The sequence below is a fragment of the Streptomyces sp. NPDC002896 genome (genome assembly GCF_040295225.1).
Lineage (GTDB): Bacteria > Actinomycetota > Actinomycetes > Streptomycetales > Streptomycetaceae > Streptomyces.
Genome location: NZ_JBEOVA010000015.1, coordinates 121,448 through 144,567, shown reverse-complemented (window position 1 = coordinate 144,567; position 23,120 = coordinate 121,448). Strand labels below are relative to the sequence as shown.

At 71.2% G+C, this 23,120-nt stretch carries 21 protein-coding genes; 6 read left to right on the top strand and 15 right to left on the bottom strand.

The genetic code is table 11. The features are described 5' to 3' along the window. Positions 1 to 384 precede the first annotated feature (384 nt). The 3 genes from ABT009_RS27200 to ABT009_RS27190 are packed head-to-tail and all read right to left on the bottom strand — an operon-like array spanning position 385 to position 2,214. Positions 385 to 1,149 carry a DUF3710 domain-containing protein gene (locus ABT009_RS27200; protein WP_351300191.1) on the bottom strand — a complete coding sequence of 255 codons (765 nt, stop codon included), beginning with the start codon at positions 1,147 to 1,149 and terminating at the stop codon, positions 385 to 387. Position 1,150: 1 nt separating this feature from the next. Beyond that, positions 1,151 to 1,684, bottom strand: coding sequence for a dUTP diphosphatase (dut, locus tag ABT009_RS27195; RefSeq protein WP_351300188.1), 534 nt, complete (start codon positions 1,682 to 1,684; stop codon positions 1,151 to 1,153). Continuing rightward, the gene (locus ABT009_RS27190) at positions 1,681 to 2,214 is read right to left on the bottom strand and encodes a PaaI family thioesterase (protein ID WP_502989965.1); all 534 of its coding nucleotides are present in this window, start codon (positions 2,212 to 2,214) and stop codon (positions 1,681 to 1,683) included. The genes dut and ABT009_RS27190 overlap by 4 nt, the downstream gene beginning before the upstream one ends. Positions 2,215 to 2,357: 143 nt before the next feature. On the opposite strand from ABT009_RS27190, the gene ABT009_RS27185 reads away from it, so the two are divergent. Then, positions 2,358 to 2,825, top strand: a complete 468-nt coding sequence (locus ABT009_RS27185) for a DUF3093 domain-containing protein (protein ID WP_351300182.1) — start codon at positions 2,358 to 2,360, stop codon at positions 2,823 to 2,825. 741 nt (positions 2,826 to 3,566) lie between these two features. Here ABT009_RS27185 and ABT009_RS27180 read toward each other — a convergent pair. The 4 genes from ABT009_RS27180 to ABT009_RS27165 form a co-directional block, all read right to left on the bottom strand. Then, complete coding sequence (locus ABT009_RS27180) at positions 3,567 to 4,487, bottom strand: hypothetical protein (protein ID WP_351300179.1); 921 nt, start codon at positions 4,485 to 4,487, stop codon at positions 3,567 to 3,569. Positions 4,488 to 4,499: 12 nt separating this feature from the next. Next, positions 4,500 to 4,796, bottom strand: coding sequence for a DUF4193 domain-containing protein (locus tag ABT009_RS27175; protein WP_005481602.1), 297 nt, complete (start codon positions 4,794 to 4,796; stop codon positions 4,500 to 4,502). Between the two features lie 439 nt (positions 4,797 to 5,235). Next, positions 5,236 to 6,483 carry a sensor histidine kinase gene (locus tag ABT009_RS27170; protein ID WP_351300176.1) on the bottom strand — a complete coding sequence of 416 codons (1,248 nt, stop codon included), beginning with the start codon at positions 6,481 to 6,483 and terminating at the stop codon, positions 5,236 to 5,238. Between the two features lie 8 nt (positions 6,484 to 6,491). Next, positions 6,492 to 7,145: a response regulator transcription factor gene (locus ABT009_RS27165; RefSeq protein ID WP_351300173.1), complete on the bottom strand. Its 654-nt coding sequence runs from the start codon at positions 7,143 to 7,145 to the stop codon at positions 6,492 to 6,494. Positions 7,146 to 7,467: 322 nt separating this feature from the next. Here ABT009_RS27165 and ABT009_RS27160 point away from each other — a divergent pair, with 322 nt between their 5' ends. Then, the gene (locus ABT009_RS27160) at positions 7,468 to 7,641 is read left to right on the top strand and encodes a hypothetical protein (RefSeq protein WP_351300170.1); all 174 of its coding nucleotides are present in this window, start codon (positions 7,468 to 7,470) and stop codon (positions 7,639 to 7,641) included. A 306-nt stretch (positions 7,642 to 7,947) separates the two neighbouring features. Here the strand turns inward: ABT009_RS27160 and ABT009_RS27155 are convergent, their stop codons facing one another. After that, positions 7,948 to 8,748, bottom strand: a complete 801-nt coding sequence (locus tag ABT009_RS27155) for an inositol monophosphatase family protein (protein WP_351300167.1) — start codon at positions 8,746 to 8,748, stop codon at positions 7,948 to 7,950. A gap of 90 nt (positions 8,749 to 8,838) precedes the next feature. Then, positions 8,839 to 9,966 (bottom strand): ferrochelatase, encoded by a 1,128-nt coding sequence (locus ABT009_RS27150; protein WP_351300164.1) that lies wholly within the window; start codon positions 9,964 to 9,966, stop codon positions 8,839 to 8,841. Positions 9,967 to 10,117: 151 nt separating this feature from the next. Here ABT009_RS27150 and ABT009_RS27145 point away from each other — a divergent pair, with 151 nt between their 5' ends. From ABT009_RS27145 to sepH, 3 genes are all read left to right on the top strand, one after another. After that, entirely contained in the window at positions 10,118 to 11,353 is a 1,236-nt protein-coding gene (locus ABT009_RS27145) for an MFS transporter (protein ID WP_351300161.1), read from the top strand. Further along, positions 11,322 to 12,632, top strand: a complete 1,311-nt coding sequence (locus ABT009_RS27140; RefSeq protein ID WP_351300158.1) for a D-arabinono-1,4-lactone oxidase — start codon at positions 11,322 to 11,324, stop codon at positions 12,630 to 12,632. Before ABT009_RS27145 ends, ABT009_RS27140 begins: the two co-directional genes overlap by 32 nt. Before the next feature lie 402 nt (positions 12,633 to 13,034). Further along, the gene (gene sepH, locus ABT009_RS27135; RefSeq protein ID WP_351300155.1) at positions 13,035 to 14,090 is read left to right on the top strand and encodes a septation protein SepH; all 1,056 of its coding nucleotides are present in this window, start codon (positions 13,035 to 13,037) and stop codon (positions 14,088 to 14,090) included. A gap of 377 nt (positions 14,091 to 14,467) precedes the next feature. Here the strand turns inward: sepH and ABT009_RS27130 are convergent, their stop codons facing one another. After that, positions 14,468 to 15,313 (bottom strand): sulfurtransferase, encoded by an 846-nt coding sequence (locus ABT009_RS27130; protein ID WP_351300152.1) that lies wholly within the window; start codon positions 15,311 to 15,313, stop codon positions 14,468 to 14,470. A 422-nt stretch (positions 15,314 to 15,735) separates the two neighbouring features. Here ABT009_RS27130 and ABT009_RS27125 point away from each other — a divergent pair, with 422 nt between their 5' ends. Next, positions 15,736 to 16,542 (top strand): VOC family protein, encoded by an 807-nt coding sequence (locus ABT009_RS27125; protein WP_351300149.1) that lies wholly within the window; start codon positions 15,736 to 15,738, stop codon positions 16,540 to 16,542. Here the strand turns inward: ABT009_RS27125 and ABT009_RS27120 are convergent. The 5 genes from ABT009_RS27120 to ABT009_RS27100 all read right to left on the bottom strand — a co-directional run bounded on the left by ABT009_RS27120 (position 16,517) and on the right by ABT009_RS27100 (position 23,004). Beyond that, positions 16,517 to 17,347 carry an MFS transporter gene (locus ABT009_RS27120; RefSeq protein WP_351300362.1) on the bottom strand — a complete coding sequence of 277 codons (831 nt, stop codon included), beginning with the start codon at positions 17,345 to 17,347 and terminating at the stop codon, positions 16,517 to 16,519. The two genes, ABT009_RS27125 and ABT009_RS27120, sit on opposite strands and share 26 nt — an antisense overlap. 185 nt (positions 17,348 to 17,532) lie before the next feature. Further along, complete coding sequence (locus ABT009_RS27115; RefSeq protein WP_351300146.1) at positions 17,533 to 18,171, bottom strand: thymidine kinase; 639 nt, start codon at positions 18,169 to 18,171, stop codon at positions 17,533 to 17,535. 64 nt (positions 18,172 to 18,235) lie between these two features. After that, positions 18,236 to 19,471 (bottom strand): alkaline phosphatase family protein, encoded by a 1,236-nt coding sequence (locus ABT009_RS27110; protein WP_351300143.1) that lies wholly within the window; start codon positions 19,469 to 19,471, stop codon positions 18,236 to 18,238. Next, positions 19,471 to 20,058 carry a DUF5998 family protein gene (locus tag ABT009_RS27105; protein ID WP_351300140.1) on the bottom strand — a complete coding sequence of 196 codons (588 nt, stop codon included), beginning with the start codon at positions 20,056 to 20,058 and terminating at the stop codon, positions 19,471 to 19,473. The genes ABT009_RS27110 and ABT009_RS27105 overlap by 1 nt, the downstream gene beginning before the upstream one ends. Positions 20,059 to 20,121: 63 nt before the next feature. Further along, entirely contained in the window at positions 20,122 to 23,004 is a 2,883-nt protein-coding gene (locus ABT009_RS27100) for a bifunctional acetate--CoA ligase family protein/GNAT family N-acetyltransferase (RefSeq protein ID WP_351300137.1), read from the bottom strand. Positions 23,005 to 23,120: the final 116 nt, after the last annotated feature.

Sequence of the window (23,120 nt, the reverse complement as noted above, 5' to 3'; positions counted from 1 at the left end):
GGAATCGCGGTCTACGGGCCGGAACAGCCGGTCAGGGGCGGTCTTTGACGCAACTCTGATGCGGGACCGCGGGCATCACGCCTCGCGCCCGCCAGCAATGTGGGCCCGGACGGGGCCATCGCGAGTGCCGGTCCGACCGGGAAGCGGCGGGCCGAAACTGCCCAGGACGTGGTCGCGCACGCCAAAGGGGGAAACCAACCAGCCGTCAGCAGCCCCAAGCTCCTCGACCCCGTACGAGACGGCGCGCACACCAGCCCACTGCGGCCCGGGCAGCCGTAAGCCCGCGACAGCGGATGCGTTCTCGCGTCGGAACGTCGATGGGCCGCACCCCGGTGCAGGGGCGCGGCCCATCGGCCGAGCGCTTTTAAACGCCGGTGCGAAGCGTCACCGCACCTCGGTGATCTCGGGCCCGCGCGAGAGCTGGCCCATGCCGCCGGAGAAGCGGGAGCCGCTCTGCTCCTCCTGCTGAACTCCTTCGGGCACCATCTGTGCGTCGTCCGGCAGCTTCAGGACGATCGGGTCGCGGGGCGCCATGGGGCCCTCCCCGCGGACGACCACGGTGTCCCGGAAGATCTGCTCCAGCAGACCGGCCCTCTGCGGCTGCACCGCGCCCTGCCCGGAGATCACTCCGCGCAGGAACCAGCGGGGCCCGTCCACACCGACGAACCGGACCACCTGGAAACCGCCCGTGCCGTCCGGCAGCTGCACCGGCACCTGAGCACGCAGCTCCCAGCCGAGGGGACCCTCGATCTCGTCGATCACGCCGCCCTGCTTGGTGATGCCGGAAGCGATCTCCTCACGGACCTCGCGCCAGATGCCCTCGCGCTTGGGGGCTGCGAAAGCCTGCAGCTGGATGGCGCTGTCCTGCAGCACCACGGTCGCGGCGACGATCGCGTCGCCCGCGACCTCCACACGCAGCTCCATGCCCTCGACGCCCGGGATGAAGAGGCCGCCGAGGTCCACGCGGCCCTCGGCCGGATCCCGAACCTCGGAGCTGTCCCAGGGGCCATCGGGGCGCGGCTCGGGCTCGAGCCGAACGCGCTCCGCCTCCGCCTCGTCCGCCGCGTCGACGTCGACGACCTGCTCGGCCTCGCTCGCCGCGTCCGCCGCGTCCTCGGCGGAACCCCTCTTCTTGCGACGTCCGAACACGTCACTGTCCTTCCCGGTCGGATACGACCGAAGCGTATCGATTCCCGCCCACGTGCCCATCAGCGCCGCCCACGCCGGCGTGACCGCCGGTGGACCCGAAGCCCCCTTCGGCCCGCGCCGAATCGGGAAGATCCGCCACCTCGTGGAAGCGCACCTTCTCGACCTGCTGGACGACCAGTTGGGCAACCCGGTCGAAGCGCTCGAACCGCACGGACTCGCGCGGGTCGAGGTTTACCACGATCACCTTGATCTCCCCACGGTACCCGGCATCCACCGTCCCTGGGGCATTCACCAGCGCCACACCGAGGCGGGCGGCAAGACCGGACCGCGGGTGCACGAAGGCGGCGTACCCCTCGGGGAGCGCCACCGCCACTCCGGTGGGCAGGACGGCCCGCTCGCCGGGGGCGAGTTCGCACGGCTCGGTGGTCCGCAGATCGGCCCCGGCGTCACCCGGGTGTGCGTACTCGGGAAGCGGAACGTCCGGGTCGATACGCCGGATCTGTACGACGAGCGGCTCGCGGGCGGGAGGGGTCACGGGTTCACCTCGAAGGCGCGGACGCGGCGGACCTGGTCCGGGTCGTTCATGGCGGCCTGGATCTCCTCGGGGCGGCCGTTCTCGATGAAGTGGTCGACCTTGACCTCGATGAAGACGGCATCGGCGCGGACCGCGACCGGCCCGTCGGGGCCGCCGATCCGGCCGATGGCCGTGGAGTAGATCTTCCGGCCGGCCAGGGCGGTGACCTCGGCCTCCAGATACAGCACCGTGTCGACGGGCACGGGGAGCAGGAAGTCGGTCTCCAGCCTGCCCGTCACGGAGATGACGCGCAGCAGCCAGTTCAGCGAGCCCAGCGTCTCGTCCAGCGCGGTGGCCAGCACACCGCCGTGTGCGAGGCCCGGAGCGCCCTGGTGGGCGGTCCGTACGGTGAACTCGGCGGTGACGCTCACGCCGTCGCCCGCGCGGGCCTCCAGCTGCAGTCCGTGCGGCTGCTCGCCGCCACAGCCGAAACACTGTCCGTAGTGCGCCCCGAGCAGCTCTCCGGGAGCCGGCGCGTCGGGGTGCCGCACGGGCGCCACGGCGTCGGCCGGGGGCGTCAGGCCTGCAGATGTACCACTACCACTCACAGGCGCAGACCTTACCCGGAGTATCCCGCCCCGACCGCCCCGCCCTGGCCTCGGTCCGCCTCCGTCACCGTGCCAAGCTTGACCGCATGGAGCATTCCGCATCTGCCGCATCGCCTTACGAAGAACGCCTGACCGCACCCCGTTCCTGGTGGGTCGTCTCCGTCCTGGTCGGGATCGCGATGGCGCTCATCCTGCTCCCGTTCGGCACGCTGCCGCTGCTGGGCGGGCTCGTCGGCGGGACGGCGGTCGCCGCGGTGGTGGTGAGCTCGTACGGCTCCGTCCGCATCCGGGTGGTCGGGGGCCTGCTGGTCGCCGGGGACGCGAAGATCCCCGTGTCGGCCCTGGGCGGGACGGAGATCCTGGACGAGTCCGAGGCCCGGGCCTGGCGGACCCACAAGGCCGACGTCCGCGCCTTCATGCTCCTGCGCAGCTACATCCCGACCGCCCTCCGCGTCGAGGTCACCGACCCCGAGGACCCGACGCCGTACCTGTACCTGTCGACCCGCCACCCGAAGCGCCTGGCATCGGCCCTGGCGGCGGTACGAGCCTCGTAAGCCGGCCCCGCAGCCGGGTGGCAGCACTGTCGGCGACCCCTTCGTTACTGCGCGGCAGCGGACACGTGCGGCACGACCCGCGTGGCCGCAAGGCGACGACTCCACGCGTTCGACCCGAATCGCTTCGGCCGCTCCACGCGCCCCCAACCGCGTCATCGCAAGGCGACGACTCCACGCGTGAGCCGCGGTCTATGGCCGGAAGCAGCGCCGCCCGCGCCCCCGACCTCGTCGTAACGCAGCGGCGCGGCCCGCGAGCCCCGCGCCACTGCGAGACAGCACCTCTGCACGCTGGCGTCCGCGCGTTCAGCCCGAATCGCTTCGACGCCTCCACGCGCCCCGCGTCGCAACCCTGCCCTCGGATCCGCGTCGTCGAAGAGTGGCGGCTCTGCGCATGCGACCCGAAGCGCCTGGGCGGCTCCGCGCGCCCCACACCGTGCTGCGAGGCAGCCTCGCGGCGCGTCCGGCCGGGCCCGCGCCCCCACGTCGCGTGCGGGCGCTCTGCGCGCGGATCTCGCGTCGTCGAAAGGTGGCGGCTCCGCACATGGACGGCGCGTCGTAACGAGGTGGCAGTAGCAGCTCCGCGCGCGTCTGCGTAGGAGCATGTCGGCGGCTCTGTGCGCGAATCCCGGCGTCGCCGGGAGGGGAGGGACGGGCACCAGGGCGCGGCACCGCGTCAGCGGGTGCCGGTGCGGTGGCCAGGGGACTGCGCGGCCCTCGCCCGCGCGCGGGCCCGCAGGGTCCTCAATGGTCGAGCTGCTCCGGAAGCTCACCCAACTTGATGGCATCGGCCGGCTTCTCCAGCGGCGGCAGCTGCGAGAGCTCCTCCCAGGGCACCTGACGCTTACGGAGGTCGCTGCGGATGTGGTCGGCCAGCCTTCTGGTGCCACGGCGGTTCATGAGCGCCCCGACGGCCGCGCCGACCATGAACGGCATCAGGCTCGGAAGGTTTCTGACCATCCGCTTCATGATCTGCTGGCGCAGCTGGAGTTTCATGGGGCCGCCGAAGGCGGCACTGAGCGTCGCCGGCTTCTTCACGTCGACGTCGCGCTCCTCCGTCCACGACGTCAGATACGCGGCGCTGCGCTCCCTGAGGTTGCCGGGCGGGCGCACGCCGTACACCTCGTACAGCTCGGCGATCAGCTTCAGTTCGATCGCCGCGACGCCGGTGATCTCGGCTGCCAGCTCCGTGGGCATCGCGGGTGGTACGGGCAGCATCGCCGCCGCACCGACTCCCGCACCCACGGTGGAGGACGCCTTGGACGCTCCGGCGACCAGCTTGTCCGCGAGCTCCTCGGGGGTCAGACCGGGGAACTGCTTCCGGAGAGTCGCAAGGTCGCGCACCGGCACGCGCGGGGCGATGTCGATGATCCGGTCCGCGAGATGGCCCAGGCCGGCCTTGGCCAGGGCACCGCCCTTCCGTATGCCCAGCTTGACGCCGCCCGTGACGGCGGTCGCGCGGCGCCTGGCCAGGGACGCCTCAACTTCCGCCGCCGAGACGTCGTCGGCCCTCTCCAGGGCGCCCGTCGAGCCGTCGGCGTGGCGCGCTTCGAGCGAGGCCGAGGCCTCGCGGCCTCGCTCGTCGTCACGCACGCCGTCAGACGGGCCACCATCCGCTTCCGCAGGGCGGAAGCGGCGCTTCCAGGGCGGGGTCGAGCCTGTCACGGCCGAGCCTGCTCAGTCGCAGTCGCGGCAGATCGGCTGGCCGTTCTTCTCGCGCGCCAGCTGGCTGCGGTGGTGGACCAGGAAGCAGCTCATGCAGGTGAACTCGTCCTGCTGCTTCGGCAGGACCCGGACGGCCAACTCCTCGTTCGAGAGGTCCGCTCCGGGCAGCTCGAGGCCTTCAGCGGCCTCGAACTCGTCTACGTCGACCGCCGATGTCGACTTGTCGTTCCTCCGGGCCTTCAGCTCTTCAAGGCTGTCGGAGTCGACGTCGTCGTCGGTCTTGCGTGGGGTGTCGTAATCCGTTGCCATTTCGCTCTCCCCCTCTGGGTGTCTGTGGTGTCTCCAGCGCACTAACGCGTGAGAGGCCGGACTTGTGCCCGACCCGAGGCGGAGATTTTGCCTCACATCAAGGTCTGTTACTCAATCGACACCCAACCGGACTCCGCACGAGTGATCGGCTTGGATGGCGATGGTGACCGTACACGGTCCGAATGTCGCACTTCACGGGCACCACCCCGTGTACTTCCCGTGATCAGGACCTCCGAAAACCCGCACGTAAGCGGCTTTCCGACCGAATTCTTGATCACGGAGAGTATATGGCCGGAAATCTGCTCCTGTGATCGATCACACACGATCCGCATGGATTCAGGTCCCGAAAATTCCGCGCAAAGCGAACAGGCCCCGGCGTGTCGCCACGGCGCGTTCATTCCGCGTGTCGCGGCGGCACTCGCGGGCCCTTCGGAACCTCTCAGGCGGGGAGCGTGACCCTCATCACGAGCCCACCTCCCTCGCGGGGCTCCGCGATGATGCGGCCGCCGTGGGCGCGCGCCACCGACCGCGCGATCGACAGGCCGAGCCCCACACCCTTGTCGCTGCCCGTCCGCTCCGTACGCAGCCGCCGGAACGGCTCGAAGAGGTTGTCGATCTCGTACGCGGGCACGACCGGGCCCGTGTTGGAGACCACGAGGACCGCCTGGCCGTGCTGCGCCTCCGTCGTGACCTCGACCCAGCCGTCCTCGGGGACGTTGTAGCGCACGGCGTTCTGGACGAGGTTGAGCGCGATCCGCTCCAGCAGGACGCCGTTGCCCTGGACGACGGCCGGTGCGCGTTCTCCGCGGATCTCGACCCCTCCCGCGGCGGCCTCCTCCCGCACCTGCTCTATGGCGCGCGACGCGACCTCGGCGAGGTCGACCGGCTTGCGCTCCACGATCTGGTTGTCGCTGCGGGCCAGCAGTAGCAGGCCCTCCACGAGCTGCTCGCTGCGCTCGTTCGTCGCCAGCAGCGTCTTGCCGAGCTGCTGCAGCTCCGGCGGCGCGCTCGGATCGGAGAGCTGCACCTCGAGCAGGGTGCGGTTGATCGCCAGCGGCGTGCGCAGCTCGTGCGACGCGTTGCCGACGAAGCGCTGCTGCGCGCTGAAGGCCCGCTCCAGGCGCTCCAGCATGTCGTCGAAGGTGTCAGCGAGCTCCTTCAGCTCGTCGTCCGGACCGTCCAGCTCGATCCGACGGGACAGGTCGGAGCCTGCCACCTGACGGGCGGTACGGGTGATCCGGCCGAGCGGCGAGAGCACGCGGCCCGCCATCGCGTACCCGAAGGCGAAGGCGATCACGGCGAGACCGAGCAGCGCGAGCAGCGAGCGGCTGAGGAGGTTGTCCAGGGCGACCTGGCGCTGGTGGTCGATGCACTCGCCGATCGCGGAGTTGAAATCGTCCAGCGTCAGCTTGACGCCGGCCACCTCAGGACACAACTGGCTCGAGACCTTGATGTTGTCACCGGAAATGATCTTGAACGTAGGTTCGTTGCCGACGTTCAGCGCCTGGGCCGCGAGCAGATAGATGATCGACAGCAGCAGGATGCCGGCGATCAGGAACATCCCGCCGTAGAGCAGCGTGAGCCGTATACGGATGGTCGGGCGCAGCCACGGGAAGGGGGTTTCGGGACGTCGGGGGTCCCAGGTGGGCTTCGGTGGCGCCGCGGGCGGCGCAGGCGTAGTGGCCATGGAAGGCATCAGATCCGGTAACCGGAGCCGGGGACGGTGACGATGACGGCGGGCTCGCCGAGCTTTCGGCGCAGCGTCATCACGGTGACCCGCACGACGTTGGTGAAGGGGTCGGTGTTCTCGTCCCACGCCTTCTCCAGCAGCTGTTCGGCGGAGACGACCGCGCCCTCGCTGCGCATCAGCACCTCCAGCACCGCGAACTCCTTGGGCGCCAGCTGGACCTCCTTGCCGTCGCGGAAGACCTCGCGGCGGTTGGGGTCGAGCTTGATGCCGGCGCGCTCCAGGACGGGCGGCAGCGGGACGCTCGTACGACGTCCGAGGGCACGCACACGCGCGGTGAGCTCACTGAACGCGAACGGCTTGGGCAGATAGTCGTCCGCGCCGATCTCCAGGCCCTCTACGCGGTCGCTGACGTCGCCGGAGGCCGTGAGCATCAGGACGCGGGTCGGGATGCCGAGCTCGACGATCTTGCGGCACACGTCGTCGCCGTGGACGAGCGGCAGGTCGCGGTCGAGGACGACCACGTCATAGTCGTTGACTCCGATGCGCTCCAGGGCGGCCGCACCGTCGTACACGACGTCGACGGCCATGGCCTCCCGGCGCAGTCCGGTGGCCACCGCATCGGCGAGCAGTTGCTCGTCCTCGACGACGAGTACGCGCACGTCGCTTGTCCTTCCTGTGTCACCCGCAAGGCCCAAGGGCGCACGCGGGCACGGTCCGTCGTGGGATGAGGCCTCCATCCTGCCTCTTTAGGCCGTAAACCGGCTGTAAGACGGGTGTGCTCACAGGAATGCGCGAATTTTTTCGCGTGACGGAGGTTTCCCCGGAAGTCCGCGGGGGGTAGGACGACCTCACACCCGCGATCACTCTTTGCATGTGGCGTGCCACCGATCGCTTTCCGCAGAGCGACAAAGAGACGTGATCGCCCCTTCCAAGGGCACACCCCCGTGCCACCGACCCACGACCCAGGACGAGGGGCGCAGCATGGACGCTTTCACCACGGGACTTCTGCAGCGCATAAGGGCGACCGAGTCCGATCTGACCCGGGCTCGCGAGACGGGCGACGACTTCCTTGCGGAGGTCGAGCAGGGCGAGCTGGACGACCTGCGCCGCCTGGCCGCCGAGCACGGCGTGGAGGTCGGCGCCTCACGCGCCTGAACCGCTCGCAGGAGAGGGCCCCGGCAGTTGCTGCCGGGGCCCTCTCGCGTACGGGGAGCGACCGCCGTCGTGGGTTGTGCCCACCCTCCCCCTGCGGGATGTGCGCCCGCAGCGGCTGGCGCACATCCCGGGGCTCGACCGACGACGTACGGTTCGGCGCCAGACCGAGGACGTACATCCCGCCGCGTCCCCGACCCACCCACCGACAGGTGGCGAACCGGAGCGGACCCGCAGCCGCACACGCCTGAGCCCCCGCCACGCAGGCGGCAAACCTGCGAACCAGCGCCCCGCGGCGCTGAGCCCGGCTCAGTCGTGCCAGGCGCCCAGTTCGTCCAGGCGGCCCTGGAGCAGCTCGAAAAGGCCGGGTGGGGCCGCGATCGTGAGGTCGGTCGAGGGAGCGTCGCCGGGGCGGCCGCCGGTGAGGGCGCCGGCCTCGCGGGCGATCAGCTCGCCGGCCGCGTAGTCCCAGGGGTTGAGCCCGCGCTCGTAGTACGCGTCGAGCCGGCCCGCCGCGACGTCGCACAGGTCGATCGCCGCCGAGCCGCCCCGGCGTATGTCCCGCACCTGCGGGATGAGCTGCCGGACCACCTCGGCCTGCTGGGTGCGGCGCTCGACGCGGTAGCCGAAGCCCGTGCCGACCAGGGCGAGCTCGAGGGCGGGGGCGGGCCGCACGTGCACGGGACTGTCGTTGAGGTACGCGCCCTCGCCCAGCACCGCCCGGCAGGTCTCGCCGCGCATAGGGGCGTGCACGACGCCGACGAGCGTCTCGCCGTCCTTGCACGCGGCGATCGACACCGCCCAACTCGGCAGCCCGTAGAGATAGTTGACGGTTCCGTCGAGGGGGTCGATGACCCACTGAACACCGCTGGTGCCCTCGATGCTGGCGCCCTCCTCACCGAGCACGCCGTCGTCAGGACGGCGGTCGGTCAGCAGGCCCGCGATCAGCTTCTCGGACGCGATGTCCATCTCGGTGACCACGTCGACGGCACTGGACTTGGTGGCGGCGACACCGAGGTCCGCGGGGCGTCCGTCACGCAGGAGCTCGCCGGCCCGTAGGGCGGCCTCCAGCGCGAGCTCCAGCAGTTCGGCCTTCAGCTGGTCGGTCAACGGATCTCCTTGAGCTGGGTCGTCACCGGCGTATGCGCGGGCGTATCCACGGTCTGGGTCGTCATCACTGGGCTTGCACCAGCCGGTCTGTCACGCGTACGGGCTGTCGGCGCCCGCGGCCGCGGGCTTCGGCGCGCGGGCCGGGCAGCAGCCCACCGGGCACAGGTCGTGGCTCGGGCCCAGCGCACCGAGGGCGCAGCGCTCCACGGAGCGCCCGCTCTCGACGGCGGCGCGTTCCAGGACGAGCTCACGCACCGCGGCCGCGAACCGCGGGTCCGCTCCGACGGTGGCGGAGCGGCGGACCGGCAGGCCCAGCTCCTCGGCCTTGGCCTTGGCCTCGGTGTCAAGGTCGTACATGACCTCCATGTGGTCGGAGACGAACCCGATGGGGGCCATCACGACGGCCGGGGTCCCCGCCCCGTGCAGCTCCTCCAGGTGGTCGCAGATGTCCGGTTCCAGCCAGGGGATGTGCGGGGCGCCGGAACGCGACTGGTAGACGAGCTGCCAGGGGTGGTCGATGCCGGTCTCCTCGCGCACCGCGTCCGCGATCAGCCGGGCGACGTCCAGGTGCTGCCTGACGTACGCACCGCCGTCGCCATGGTCCTCGACGGGCCCGGAGGCGTCCGCGGCCGAGTTCGGGATGGAGTGCGTCGTGAAGGCGATGTGCGCCCCGTCGCGCACGTCCTCGGGCAGCTCTGCGAGGGACCTCAGGACGCCCTCGACCATGGGCTGCACGAACCCGGGGTGGTTGAAGTAGTGCCGCAGCTTGTCGATCTTCGGCAGCTCCAGGCCCTCCGCCTCCAGGGTGGCGAGGGCGTCGGCGAGGTTCTCGCGGTACTGGCGGCAGCCCGAGTACGACGCATAGGCGCTGGTCGCCAGGACGAGGATGCGGCGGCGGCCGTCGGCGACCATCTCGCGCAGGGTGTCGGTCAGATACGGCGCCCAGTTGCGGTTGCCCCAGTACACCGGTAGGTCCAGGCCGTGGTCGGCGAAGTCCTTGCGCAGGGCGTCGAGCAGGGCGCGGTTCTGGTCGTTGATCGGGCTGACCCCGCCGAACAGGAAGTAGTGCTGCCCGACCTCCTTCAGGCGCTCCTTGGGGATGCCGCGGCCGCGCGTCACGTTCTCCAGGAACGGGACGACGTCGTCGGGGCCCTCGGGGCCGCCGAACGACAGCAGCAGCAGGGCGTCATAAGGGGCGGGATCCAGCACTCGTGACATGCCTCCGATCCTGCCACCCGCCACTGACAGCCGGAAAACGGGCTTGTGAACGGCGGGCACAGCGGCACACAGCCCCGCTACTGCACCGTCATCGCACGCGTAATCTGTATCAGCCAGTTATGCGCCTTACCGATGCCCGCCGGAGTCCTCGTTGCCCAGCCCCTACCGCGCTCTCTTCGCCGCCCCCGGCACCAAGGGGTTCTCGGCCGCAGGCCTCCTCGGACGGATGCCGCTGTCGATGATGGGCATCGGCGTCGTGACGATGATCTCGCAGCTCACCGGGCGGTACGGCCTCGCGGGCGCGCTGTCGGCGACCATCGCGCTGTCGGCCGCCGTGATCGGCCCGCAGATATCCCGGCTCGTCGACCGGCACGGGCAGCGCCGGGTGCTGCGGCCCGCGACGCTGGTGGCGCTGGCCGCATCGGCCGGACTGCTGCTCTCCGCCCACTTCGAACTCCCGGACTGGCTGCTGTTCGCCTTCGCGGCCGGCATCGGGTGCGTACCGAGCGTCGGATCGATGATCCGGGCGCGCTGGGCGGCCCTCTACGCGGGCACTCCGCAGCTCCACACCGCGTACTCGTTCGAGTCGGTGGTGGACGAGATCTGCTTCATCTTCGGGCCGATCATCTCGATCGGGCTGTCCACGGTGTGGTTCCCGGAGGCGGGGCCCCTCCTTGCCGCCGCGTTCCTCGCCGCCGGCGTCTTCTGGCTGACGGCCCAGCGCGCCACCGAACCCGCACCGCATCCCCGCGAGCACCACACCCGCGGCTCCGCCCTCCGCTCCAAGGGCCTCCAGGTCCTTGTCGCCACGTTCGTCGCGACCGGCGCGATCTTCGGCTCGGTCGACGTGGTGACCGTCGCCTTCGCGGAGGAACAGGGCCACAAGGCCGCGGCGAGCCTGGTACTCGCGGTGTACGCGGCGGGCTCGTGCCTCGCGGGAGCCGTCTTCGGGCTGCTGCACTTCGCCGGCCGTCCGGCCAGGAGGTGGCTGCTGGGCGTATGTGCGATGGCGGTGAGTATGATCCCCCTCCTACTGGTCGGGAACTTGCCGTTTCTGGCCGCGGCGCTGTTTGTCGCGGGCCTGTCCATCGCACCCACGATGATCACGACGATGGCCCTCGTCGAGCAGCACGTACCACGCGCACAACTGACCGAGGGCATGACCTGGGTGAGCACAGGGCTTGCGGTCGGCGTCGCGCTCGGCTCCTCCGTGGCCGGCTGGGTGATCGACGCCGCCGGTGCGGACGCCGGGTACGGGGTTCCGGCGGTGTCCGGAGCCGTCGCGGCCGCGGTCGGTTTCCTGGGGTACCGCCGGCTCAGTCAGCCGGTGCCTGTGCGGGGAGGGGCCCAGCGGCATGGCGAACGGGAAGAGCGGCACGTGGCGTAACTGGGCGGGGAATGTCAACGCCCGTCCGGTACGGGAGGCCACTCCCGCCTCGGTGGAGGAGCTCTCCGACGCCATACGCAAGGCCGCCGAGGACGGCCTGAAGGTGAAGGCGGTCGGCAGCGGCCACTCCTTCACCGCGACCGCCGCGACCGACGGCGTGCTGATCCGTCCCGAACTGCTCACCGGCATACGCAGGATCGACCGCGAGGCCGGCACCGTCACCGTGGAGGCGGGCACTCCGCTGAAGCGGCTGAACGCGGCCCTGGCCCGGGAGGGCCTGTCGCTCACGAACATGGGCGACATCATGGAGCAGACCGTCTCGGGCGCGACCAGCACGGGAACCCACGGCACGGGCCGCGAGTCGGCCTCGATCGCCGCACAGATACGCGCCCTCGAACTGGTGACGGCCGACGGCTCGGTCCTGAGCTGCTCCGAGACGGAGAATCCGGACGTGTTCGCGGCGGCCCGAATAGGCCTGGGCGCGCTCGGCGTCGTCAGCGCGATCACCTTCGCCGTGGAGCCGCTCTTCCTGCTCACCGCGCGCGAGGAGCCGATGGCCTTCGACGAGGTCACGTCCCGCTTCGACGAACTCCACGCGGAGAACGAGCACTTCGAGTTCTACTGGTTCCCGCACACCGGCAACTGCAACACCAAGCGGAACAACCGCAGCGCCGGCCCGGTCGCCCCGGTCGGCCGGCTCAACGGCTGGTTCGAGGACGAGTTCCTCTCCAACGGCCTCTTTCAGGCGGTGAATTGGCTGGGGCGGGCCGCCCCCGCGACCATCCCATCGGTAGCGAAGATCTCCAGCCGCGCCCTGTCCGCCCGGACGTACACGGACATTCCCTACAAGGTCTTCACAAGTCCCCGCCGCGTGCGCTTCGTCGAGATGGAATACGCCGTCCCGCGCGAGGCCCTCGTCGAGACGCTCCGTGAACTGAAGGCCATGGTCGACCGCTCGGATCTGCGGATCAGTTTTCCCGTCGAGGTACGCACGGCGCCCGCGGACGACATCGCGCTCTCCACGGCGTCGGGCCGCGAAAGCGCCTATATCGCCGTACACATGTACAGAGGCACGCCTTATCAGGCGTACTTCACGGCCGCAGAGCGGATCTTCACGGCGCACGACGGACGGCCGCACTGGGGCAAACTCCACACCCGTGACGCCGAGTACTTCGCCGCGGCATACCCGCGGTTCGGGGAGTTCACAGCGCTGCGCGACCGCCTGGACCCCGAACGGCGCTTCGGAAACGACTATCTGAGGCGGGTCCTGGGCGACTGAGCAATTAGGCCCATTTCCGGGGACTTTGTGAAGTGCGCCACGCGCAGCGCCCGCGAACCCGCCATCCTGCGCCCAACTACCGCCCACTGATAGAAGTTGGCTGGCGTGCCGCTCCACCCGAGTGGCCCGAATGGAGTACTGTTGCGAGCCCTGGGTCCGGTCTCCCGCCAGGGTGCCCGGGTCCATCCAGGACCGCCGGGAGGGGGCTCGTTGCACAGGGTGACCAATTTGGTCACTGAGCGTTGCGAATAGATAACCGTGCCATAACGGCGATCCAGGGCCCGCGCCCGACACGCCGGGCAACTCGGCAAGGTTGTGGCAGGCTGCACCCGGGCAGGCCACACTCGACTAGCGGAAGCAGCGACGCACGTGACGTCGGCAGGCACCACCCGGGAGGTCCCCATGCCCGAACTGCGTGTCGTGGCCGTCTCCAATGACGGCACACGGCTGGTGCTGAAGGCTGCGGACAGCACGGAGTACACGCTTCCGATTGACGAGCGTCTGCGCGCCGCCGTCCGCGGCGATCGTCCCCGCCTCGGCCAGATCGAGATCGAGGTGGAGAGCCATCTCCGCCCCCGCGACATCCAGGCGCGGATACGTGCCGGTGCCACCGCGGAGGAAGTCGCCCAGCTCGCCGGCATCCCCGTCGACCGCGTCCGGCGCTTCGAGGGTCCCGTGCTGGCCGAGCGCGCCTTCATGGCCGAGCGGGCCCGCAAGACCCCGGTGCGGCGCCCCGGTGAGAACGCGGGCCCCCCGCTCGGCGAGGCCGTCCAGGAGCGGCTGTTGCTCCGCGGCGCCGAGAAGGACACCGTCCAGTGGGACTCGTGGCGCCGCGACGACGGCACCTGGGAGGTCCTGCTCGTCTACCGGGTCGCGGGCGAACCGCACTCGGCGAGCTGGACGTACGACCCGCCGCGGCGGCTCGTACAGGCCGTCGACGACGAGGCGCGCTCGCTGATCGGCGAGTCCGACGACCTCGCCGCGCCGGAGCCCAGCTTTCCGTTCGTGCCGCGCATCGCCCGGCTGCCGCGCGACCGGCCGTTGGACCGCGCCCTGGAGAGGCCGACCCTGCCGTCGCAGGCGCCCGAACCGCCCCAGGAGAGCCTCAGCGGCGACCAGGGCCGCGACTCGCTGACCAGCCTGCTCGAGGCGGTGCCTAGCTTCCGTGGCGACATGGTCGTGCCGGAACGTCCCTCGACGGCACCCGAGCATCCCACCGAGGAGCCCGCGCAGGAGCCCGAGGCGGAGGAGCCGCCGGCACCCGCGGCCTCGGCTGGATCGGCCGGTTCCGCCTATGCGGACGTGCTCATGCCGCGCTCGGTGACCAGCCACCGCGACCGTCTCGTCGGCGCCACCGACCGCCAGGCCGAGGCGGACGGCGTCCGGCCGGGCCGCCGCGCGGCGGTCCCGAGTTGGGACGAGATCGTGTTCGGTACGAGAAGGAAGAAGCAGGAGTAGGCGGCCCGGAGCAGCGCAGCGTCGGCGTACGCCGACGTCGCTCCCGTCGTCGTCACGCCGAGGGACCCGTACCGGGCAGGTGCGGGTCCCCTCGGCGTACATGCCCCTCGGGGCAGGCCCCCGGGCATTACGCGGGTCCCCCGGCGCTCATGCCCATCGCGGCGCGCCAGGCGAACGCGCGGCACCCGGCGCCCATACCCATCGCGGCACGCGCCAGGCGAACGCGGCTCTCCCAGCGCTCATGCCCATCGCGGCACGCGCCAGGCGAACGCGGCTCTCCCAGCGCTCATGCCCGTCGCCGCACGCGCCAGGCACACGCCGGGACGGGCCCTCCGCGTACTGCCCAGCTGGGCAACAGCTTCGGCGTAGAGCCTGTGTCAGCCCGTCTCCGGCCCCGTCGCCACCGGTCGTGACGCATCCGACGACCACTCCGACCAGGAGCCCGCATACAGCGAGGCCGGGATTCCGGCGACTGCCAGGGCCAGTACCTCATGGGCCGCCGAGACACCGGAGCCGCAGTACACGCCGACGTCGGAAGTCCCGGAGGCGCCCCGGGACTTGAAGCGGGCGGCCAGCTCCTCGGCCGGCAGCAGGCGCCCGTCCTCCGCGACGTTCTCCGTGGTCGGCGCGGAGACGGCGCCGGGGATATGACCGCCGACCGGGTCGATCGGCTCGACGTCACCGCGGTAGCGCTCGGCGGCGCGGGCGTCCAGGAGCAAGCCCGTACGGGCCAGCGCGGCGGCGCCCTCCGCGTCGAGCAAACCCATCGCGCCGGGCACGGGCTCGAACGTCCCCGGCTCCGACTGAGTAGTCCCGGTCTCGAGCGGCCCTTCCCATGCGGCGAGTCCGCCGTCGAGGACCCGCACCGAAGGATGGCCGGTCCAGCGCAGCAGCCACCACGCGCGCGACGCAGCCCAGCCCTGCCCGCCGTCGTACGCGACGACTGGGGTGTCGGCCGAGACGCCCGCCCGGCGCATCACCGCACCGAACTCGGCCACGTCGGGCAGCGGATGGCGCCCGCCCTTGCCGGGCGGTCCCGCCAGCTCGGTGTCGAGATCGACGAAGACCGCCCCGGGGATGTGCCCGGCCTCGTATACGGCCCTGCCGTCGAAGGGGGCGGCGCTCTTGGCCGTGGTCAACTGCCAGCGGACGTCGAGCAGCACCGGCGGGTGACCACTCGCCAGCTCTTGCGCCAGCTCGGAGGCGGAGATGATGGCATTCATGGCTCCATCCTTGCGCACGGGGTGGCCGTAACGCCCGGGTCCGGCTAACGTGCTCCGCCGGGAGGGTCCGACCACGCCCAGTGCGGGTCCGGACACGCGCTGTACAGCTGATCGACATCGCGCGGCCACGGCCCTGGAACCGGTGAGCAACGAGAACACGGGCATCCTCACGCCACAAGCCCCTCCGACACGGCGCGGCCGGGGCACAGGCCGCGGCAGGGAGTGCGAGCATCTGCCTGACGCGGCGGCGTCCGCAGGGTGGGCGCGGGGCGCGTACGCGGAGCGTCGGCACGTACGTGAAGCGCGGCAGCGAGCACGACCGACGGCAGCAGGTGACGGGCTATCAGGTGACGGTTGCGGATGACCGGCGAGGACGTCATCCGGCATCCGGCTCCACCGAAGGGGTCGAGGAGAGCGTGACGATGACCGAGGCGCGGGGGCCCGAGGACCGGCAGGAGGACTCCGGTCGCGCACGGCGCACACTCGGTGAACCTTGCTGGGTGAGTCTGATGGTGCACAACATGGAGGCGACCCAGCGGTTCTACGGGGAACTGTTCGGCTGGGAGTTCCGTCCCGGCCCTCAGCAACTGGGGCCGTACGTCCGCGCCCTGCTCGACGGCAAGGAGGTGGCCGGCGTCGGCCGGATGCCCGAGGGCCGGCGCCTGCCCGTCGCCTGGACTCCGTATCTGGCCGCGGACGACGCGGACGCGACGGCTGCGACCGTGCGCCACTGCGGCGGCACTGTCGGGGTCGGCCCACTGGACGCGGCGGACGCGGGCCGCATGGCCATCGCATCGGACCCGGCGGGTGCGGTGTTCGGCATCTGGCAGGCCGCCGCCCATCTGGGCATGGCGGTGAGCGGAGTGCCCGGCGCGCCCGCCTGGAACGAACTCATGACGCAGGACACCGCGAGCGTCGCCAGGTTCTACCAGTCCGTGTTCGGTTACAAGGAAGAGGCGGTCGTCTCGGCCGACTTCGACTATGTGACGCTGCATCTGGACGGCCGCCCGGTGGCGTCCATCCACGGCGTGGGGCGTGCGCTGCCGCGGGACCGCGGCGCTCACTGGATGACGTACTTCGAGGTCGCGGACGTCGACGAGGCGGCGGAGCGCCTGACCGACCTGGGCGGACATGTGTTGCAGCCGCCACACGACGGGGACAGGGGTCGGACGGCGACGGTGGCTGATCCGGAGGGCGCGGTGTTCACGCTCGTAACGACGGCGCGCTGAGAAGAGACGCAGCGCGAACCGCTTGCGTAGGCAAGCAATCCGGCAGATTTTGCGTAGTCGATTCAGCAGATCTACTGATGCCCTGTCCCCGCTCCGCGAGGAAGGATGACCTGCGGCCTGGATGCGTGGCCACCGGCAGACCAGCAGGATCGAGGCCACGAGGATCAGGACCATCGAGCCGGACTGCAGTGCCGCGAAGAAGGGGAGAGAGCCGAGGACACCGAGCCCGGCGCCCCACGCGTATACGGTGCCGCGGCTGTAGCGGTCGGCGAGGTAGGCGAAGACGGGAATGGTGAGGATGGCCGCGGCGCCCACCACGAGGTTGATCTCGAGCATGCTGTCGCGGTCCAGGCCGAACTCTGCGGTGCCATAGCTCACACGGAAGGTGGTCACGCCGTAGAAGGTGAAGAGTTCGACTCCGCAGGCCGATGATGGCGAAGAATCCGGCGGGGTGGGCCTTCATCGCGGCGAGCAGTGGCAGCCGCTGACGCTGGTCCACGGGGCGGGCGGCGACCTGCTCGGTGAAGACGGCGGACTCCTCGACGGTGACGCGCACGACGAGGCCGACGATGACGATGGCGGCGCTGAGGAGGAACGGGACGCGCCAGCCCCAGTCGCGGAAGTCCGCTTCGGGCAGGCGCCCGGACACGATCTTGATGGCCGCGTTGGCCAGCAGCAGCCCCACCGAGGCGCCGACCTGGACGCCGCTGCTGTAGAGGCTGCGCCACTTGCGGGGAGCGTTCTCCACCGCCATCAGGGCGGCGCCGCCCCACTCACCGCCGACGAAGCCCTGGGCGGCGCGCAGGACGACGAGCAGGACCGGGGCCCAGATGCCGGCTTGGTCGTAGGTGGGCAGGACGCCTAAGGCCGAATTGGCCCCAGGACGTCAGTCCCAGATGTCGGTCCCAGATCGTCAGTCGCAGGACGTCAGTTGCAGGACGCCATGCCCAGAGCTCGGTGCCTGGCCGTCCGCAGCCTCAGGGGCACCCGTCACATGCACTCGGACAGCGCATCGGAGCGCGTCTCGGCCATCGCGGCCGTCATCCGGCGGCGGTGATGCCGGCGGCACAGGACCTCGTACCCGGCCTGGCCCGCAGAGCGGTCCACGTCGCCGATCAGGACCTGTTCACCCTCGACCACCATGACTCCGTCCACCGTGCGGGCGTTGTGCGTGGCGCGGGCGCCGCACCAGCACAACGCCTCGACCTGCAGCGTCTCGACACGGTCGGCCAGTTCCATCAGGCGCTGGGAGCCGGGGAACAGGGCAGTGCGGAAGTCCGTCGTGATGCCGAAGGCGTAGACGTCCATGCCCAACTCGTCAACCACATCGGCGAGTTGGTCCACCTGATCGCGGGTGAGGAACTGTGCCTCGTCGACGATGACGTAGTCCACCCGCTTGCCGGACTCCAGGTGGTCCACCAGGTAGGCGCTCAGGTCCATTCCGTCGGCGACCTCGACCGCCTCCGTCACCAGCCCGAGGCGCGAGGACAGTCGGCCCTCGCCCGCCCGGTCGCCCTTGGTGAAGACGACCCCGACCAGACCACGAGCCGACCGGTTGTGCCCTATCTGCAGGGCCAGCGTGCTCTTTCCGCAATCCATGGTGCCCGAGAAGAAGACCAGTTCGGGCATGGGGATTCGCAGACCTTTCGGCAGGGGGATCGTGAGATGGAGGGCGGGGGTGGGAGGAAGGCGCTCAGGTGCGCACTTCGAGGAGCGGCACCAACTGCTCGACGGCGGTCATCGAACCGTGGTTGCCGACCATGGCCGACTCCTTCGGTTCGCGCTGCGACGCGATGATCAGTACGTCGTCACGGGCTGCGGCGACCACATCCCCGATGCGGGCGTACACGCGCTCGTCGATGTGCGGGCCGAACCATCCGGCCTCGATCGCCTCGTCCCGGCCGGCCACCCAGAACTGCTCGCCGAGCACCTCGCGCCAGACGGTCAGGACATCTGCCTCGGCGCCCGGCACCGCGTAGACGTGGCGGGCCCGGCCCTCGCCGCCGAGGAGGGCGACTCCGGCGCGCAGTTCCCAGTCCTCGTCGAAGTCGATGCGGTGCTGCTCGTCGAAGGGGATGTCGATCATGCCGTGGTCCGCGGTGACGTACAGGGCGGTGCGCGGCGGAAGCTGCTCGGCGAGGCGCTGGACGAGCCGGTCGACGTACATGAGCTGGCCGCGCCAGGGGTCGGAGTCGACGCCGAACCGGTGGCCCTTGCCGTCCACCTCGGCGTAGTACGTGTAGACCAACGACCGGTCCCCCGCCGCCAGTTGCTCGGCGGCGAGGTCCATGCGGTCCTCGCCGGAGAGGCGGCCGAGGAACGTTCCGCCGCTCAGCGCGATCTTCGTCAGCGGGGTCTGTTCGAACGTCGGGGACGAGACCTGGGCGGTGTGCACGCCCGCCGCGTCCGCGAGCTGGAAGACGGTGGGGTACGGCTGCCAGGCGCGCGGTTCGGTCCAGGGGTTCCAGCGGAGCTGGTTCATCAGCTCGCCGGTGGCCGGGTTGCGCGCCGTGTAACCGGGCAGGCCGTGGGCGCCGGGCGGCAGGCCGGTGCCGACCGAGGCCAGCGAGGTCGCCGTGGTGGCCGGGTAGCCCGCCGTGATGGGACGCCCCGTGCCGCCCCGGGAGCTCTCCAGCAGGGAGGTCATGAACGGGGCCTCGTCCGGGTGGGCCTTCAGCTGCTCCCAGCCCAGGCCGTCGATCAGGAAGACGCAGTTCCGGTCGGCGGGGGTGAGCTCGGGTATCGCGGCGGCGGTCCCGGGTACGCCGAGGCCCGCGGCCAGCGTCGGCAGCAGGTCGGCCAGCGAGCCGGAACCGTACTCGGGGACGGGCGCGGAGGCGACGGGCAGCGGCTCCGGGTGGTCCCAGGCAGTAGCGGGAGGGGCGGCCGCCGAGCGCCCTCCGTCATGGGCGGCGGGGGTGTGGGACATCAGCGGGCGGTCGCCACGGTGGCTTCGGAGAGCGCCTGGGCGAAGGCCAGCGTCTGGCGGACGGCGTCCGGGCCGTCCCCGGCCTCGCTGACGCGTAGGCTGAGGTCGTCCGCGGTCGAGTTGCCGGTGTACCCGTGGTCCGCCTCGCAGTTCGGGTCGCCGCAGGCGGCGGGCTCGAGATCGATGCGGGAGACGGCGCCCCAGCCGATGGTCAGGACGACCTCGCGGGGCAGGGTGCCCGGCACGTACTTCTCGGGGTTGGCGACGACGCGGCTGAGGACGACCGACGAGATCCGGCCGAGCTTGACGGACTCGGTGGACGTCGTTGCGTACGGTGTCGGAGACGTGTTGTCCGCGGCCTGCTCGTCGGTGTGGCTGACGATGAAGCGCGTGCCGGTGAGGACCAGGACCGTCACATGGCGGCGGACCTCGTTCGCGTCGAACGTCGTCTCCTGGTGGACCAGGTACGACCCGATGGCCTCGCCGCCGACAGCGGCCTCCACCGCCTCGGCCACGAGGGCCGGGTAATAGCCGCTGCGCTCGATCGCCGCTCGCAGCCCCTGGGTCGTCGTACTGGTCTTGGCCATGCGGACCATCCTACGGCCCTGGGACTGGCCCGATGTGCGTCAGGAGGCGTCTCGGGCGGCGTCTCAGTAAGCGGGCAGGGTGCGGGGGCCGAGGTCGCTGCGGGCGGGCGGCGGTGCGAGCCGCACCGACGCGCCGAGGACCGAGAGCCCGTGTGTGGCGACGACCACGGGCTCCAGCGAGACGGCGGCGACCTCCGGGTGATCGTCGACGAGCCGGGAGACCCGCTGGAGCAGCTCTTCGAGTGCGGCCGTGTCGACGGGTGCCGCACCGCGCCAGCCGAACAGGACGGGCGCGGTCCGGATCGACCGGACCACGGACTGCGCGTCCCGGTCCGTCACCGGGATCAGCCGGTGCGCCGTGTCGCCGAGCAGCTCAGACGCGGCTCCGGCAAGCCCGAAGGACAGCACGGCTCCGGCGGCTGGGTCGATGACCGCACGGACGACGGTGTCCACCCCGCGCGGCGCCATGGCCTGCACGACCGGACGCAGCTCCTCCGGCTTGCCCAGGGCCTCGGTCAACTCGGCGTAGGCGCGACGCAGTTGCTCCTCGTCGGCCAGGTCGAGGCGTACGCCGCCGAGATCGGGGCGGTGCCGCAGATGCGGGGCCGTGGTCTTCAGCGCGACGGGGTAGCCGAGCCGCCCGGCCGCCTGCACGGCTTCGTCGGGGCCGGGCGCGGGCAGGGCGACGCGTACGTGGATGCCGTACCGGCCGAGCAGCTCCTGGGCCTCTTCCGCGGTGAGGCTCATGCCGCGCGGGTCGCCGTCGCCGCGGGCCAGCAGCCCGTCGATCATCTCTGCCACGCCGCTCTCGTCGATGTCCTCGTACTCGTGGACCTTCCCGGGCTCAGCGGCCTCCCGCCGCCACTGCCCGTACTTGACGGCCTCGGCAAGCGCCCGCACGGCCCGCTCGGCGGCGGGGTAGGCGGGGATACGGGGGAGCTCGGCGGGCGGAACCGTAGTGGGCGGCGTCTCGGCGGCTCCCGTGGTGGGCAGGCGTTCCGCAGGGCGGAACGGGTGGGCACCACCCACGACGGCGGTGCCGCTTCCGTCGTACCTGCCCGGCTTGGTGCTACGCGCAGCAGACAACGCCGCGGCGAGCCCCCCAAGCTCGACATGGACGACCAGCACCGGCTTAGCCGGCCCCGCCGCCACAGCCTCCCGCAGCGCCCCCGCAAGTGCGACATCATCCTCCCCGTCCTCCCCCAGCGCGGGGATCGCCGTGACGACCACCGCGTCACAGTGATCGTCAGCCAGCGCAGCGCCCAGCGCACCCCGGAAGTCCTCCGCCGTCGCCGCCGTCGTCAGATCGCGCGGCCGCAACGGCCGCAGCCCCTCGGACAGGCACGCGTCGTACGTGAGCAGACCGAGCGACTCGGAGTTGCCGAGGATGGCCACCCGGGGACCGGTCGGCAGCGGCTGCCCGGCAAGCAGCAGCCCCGCGTCGACCAGCTCCGTGATCGTGTCCACGCGGATGACGCCCGCCTGCCGCAGCAGCGCGGAAACCGTGGCGTGCGGCAGGCGCGTGCCCTGCACCGCATGCCCGAGCGGCGCGACCCCGCTATGCCGGGCGCCCTGCACCACGACGAGCGGCTTCGCGGCCGCGGTACGCCGGGCGAGCCTCGTGAACTTGCGCGGGTTGCCGATGGATTCGAGGTACATGAGTACGACGTCGGTGTCCGGGTCGTCGTACCAGTACTGCAGCATGTCGTTGCCCGACACGTCCGAACGGTTGCCGGCGGACACGAAGGTCGAGGCGCCGGTGACGCCGGTGACCCCGCCGCCGCGCCGGTGGAGCCGGGACAGCAGCGCGATGCCGATCGCGCCGGACTGCGTGAACAGACCTATGCGGCCGCGCCGGGGCACCTCAGGGGCGAGTGAGGCGTTGAGCAGTGTGTCCGGCGCCGTGTTGATGACGCCGAAGGCGTTGGGGCCGATGAGGCGCATGCCGTACGAGCGTGCTTGGCGGACGAGTTCGCGCTGCCGCTCGCGGCCTTCGGCGCCGCTCTCCGCGTATCCGGCGGAGACCACGACGAGTCCCTGGACGCCGTGCTCGCCGCATTCGGCGACGGCGTCCGGCACATGGGCCGCGGGTACGGCGACGACGGCGAGGTCGACGGGTTCGGCGATGTCGCGTACGGAGCGGTGGGCGGGCACGCCGTCTAGCTCGGTCTGCTCCTGCGGGAACGCCTTGTTCACGGCGTACAGGCGGCCCGTGAACCCGGCATCGAGGAGGTTGTTCAGCACGCTGCGGCCCACGCCGCCCGGCGCGCGCCCGGCGCCGATGACGGCGACCGAACCGGGCCTGAGCAGCCGCTGGACGGAGCGGGCCTCGGCACGCTGTTCGCGGGCGCGCTGCACGGCGAGCGAGCGGTCCGTCGGCTCGAGGTCGAACTCGAGGCGTACGACGCCGTCCTCGAAGCTGCGCTGCTGGGTGTAGCCCGCGTCCGTGAACACCTTGATCATCTTGGTGTTGGCGGGCAGCACCTCGGCGGCGAAGCGGCGGATGCCGCGCTCGCGGGCCACGGCGCCGATGTGTTCGAGGAGCGCGGAGGCGACGCCGCGGCCCTGGTGGGCGTCCTGGACGAGGAAGGCGACCTCGGCTTCGTCGGCGGGCGCGGAGGCCGGCATGCCGTGGGCGTTGATCCGGTCGTAGCGCACCGTCGCGATGAACTCGCCGCCCACCGTGGCCGCGAGGCCCACCCGGTCCACGTAGTCGTGGTGGGTGAAGCGGTGGACGTCCTTGGCGGAGAGCCGGGGGTAGGGGGCGAAGAAGCGGTAGTACTTCGACTCGTCGGAGACCTGCTCGTAGAAGCTGACCAGCCGGTCGGCGTCCTCGATGGTGATCGGCCGGATCCGCGCGGTGCCGCCGTCGCGCAGCACCACGTCGGCCTCCCAGTGAGCGGGGTATGCGTGCTGCTCCGACGGGGGCTGCGACGGGGTGTGCATGGGGCCAGCGTACGGGGCACCGGGGACACTCGGAGCAGGACGGGCTTAGGCTTTCCGTTCGACCAGACGGGTACGTTCCGGGAGAACTGGAGCAGCTGGGTGCGGGACGACGAACC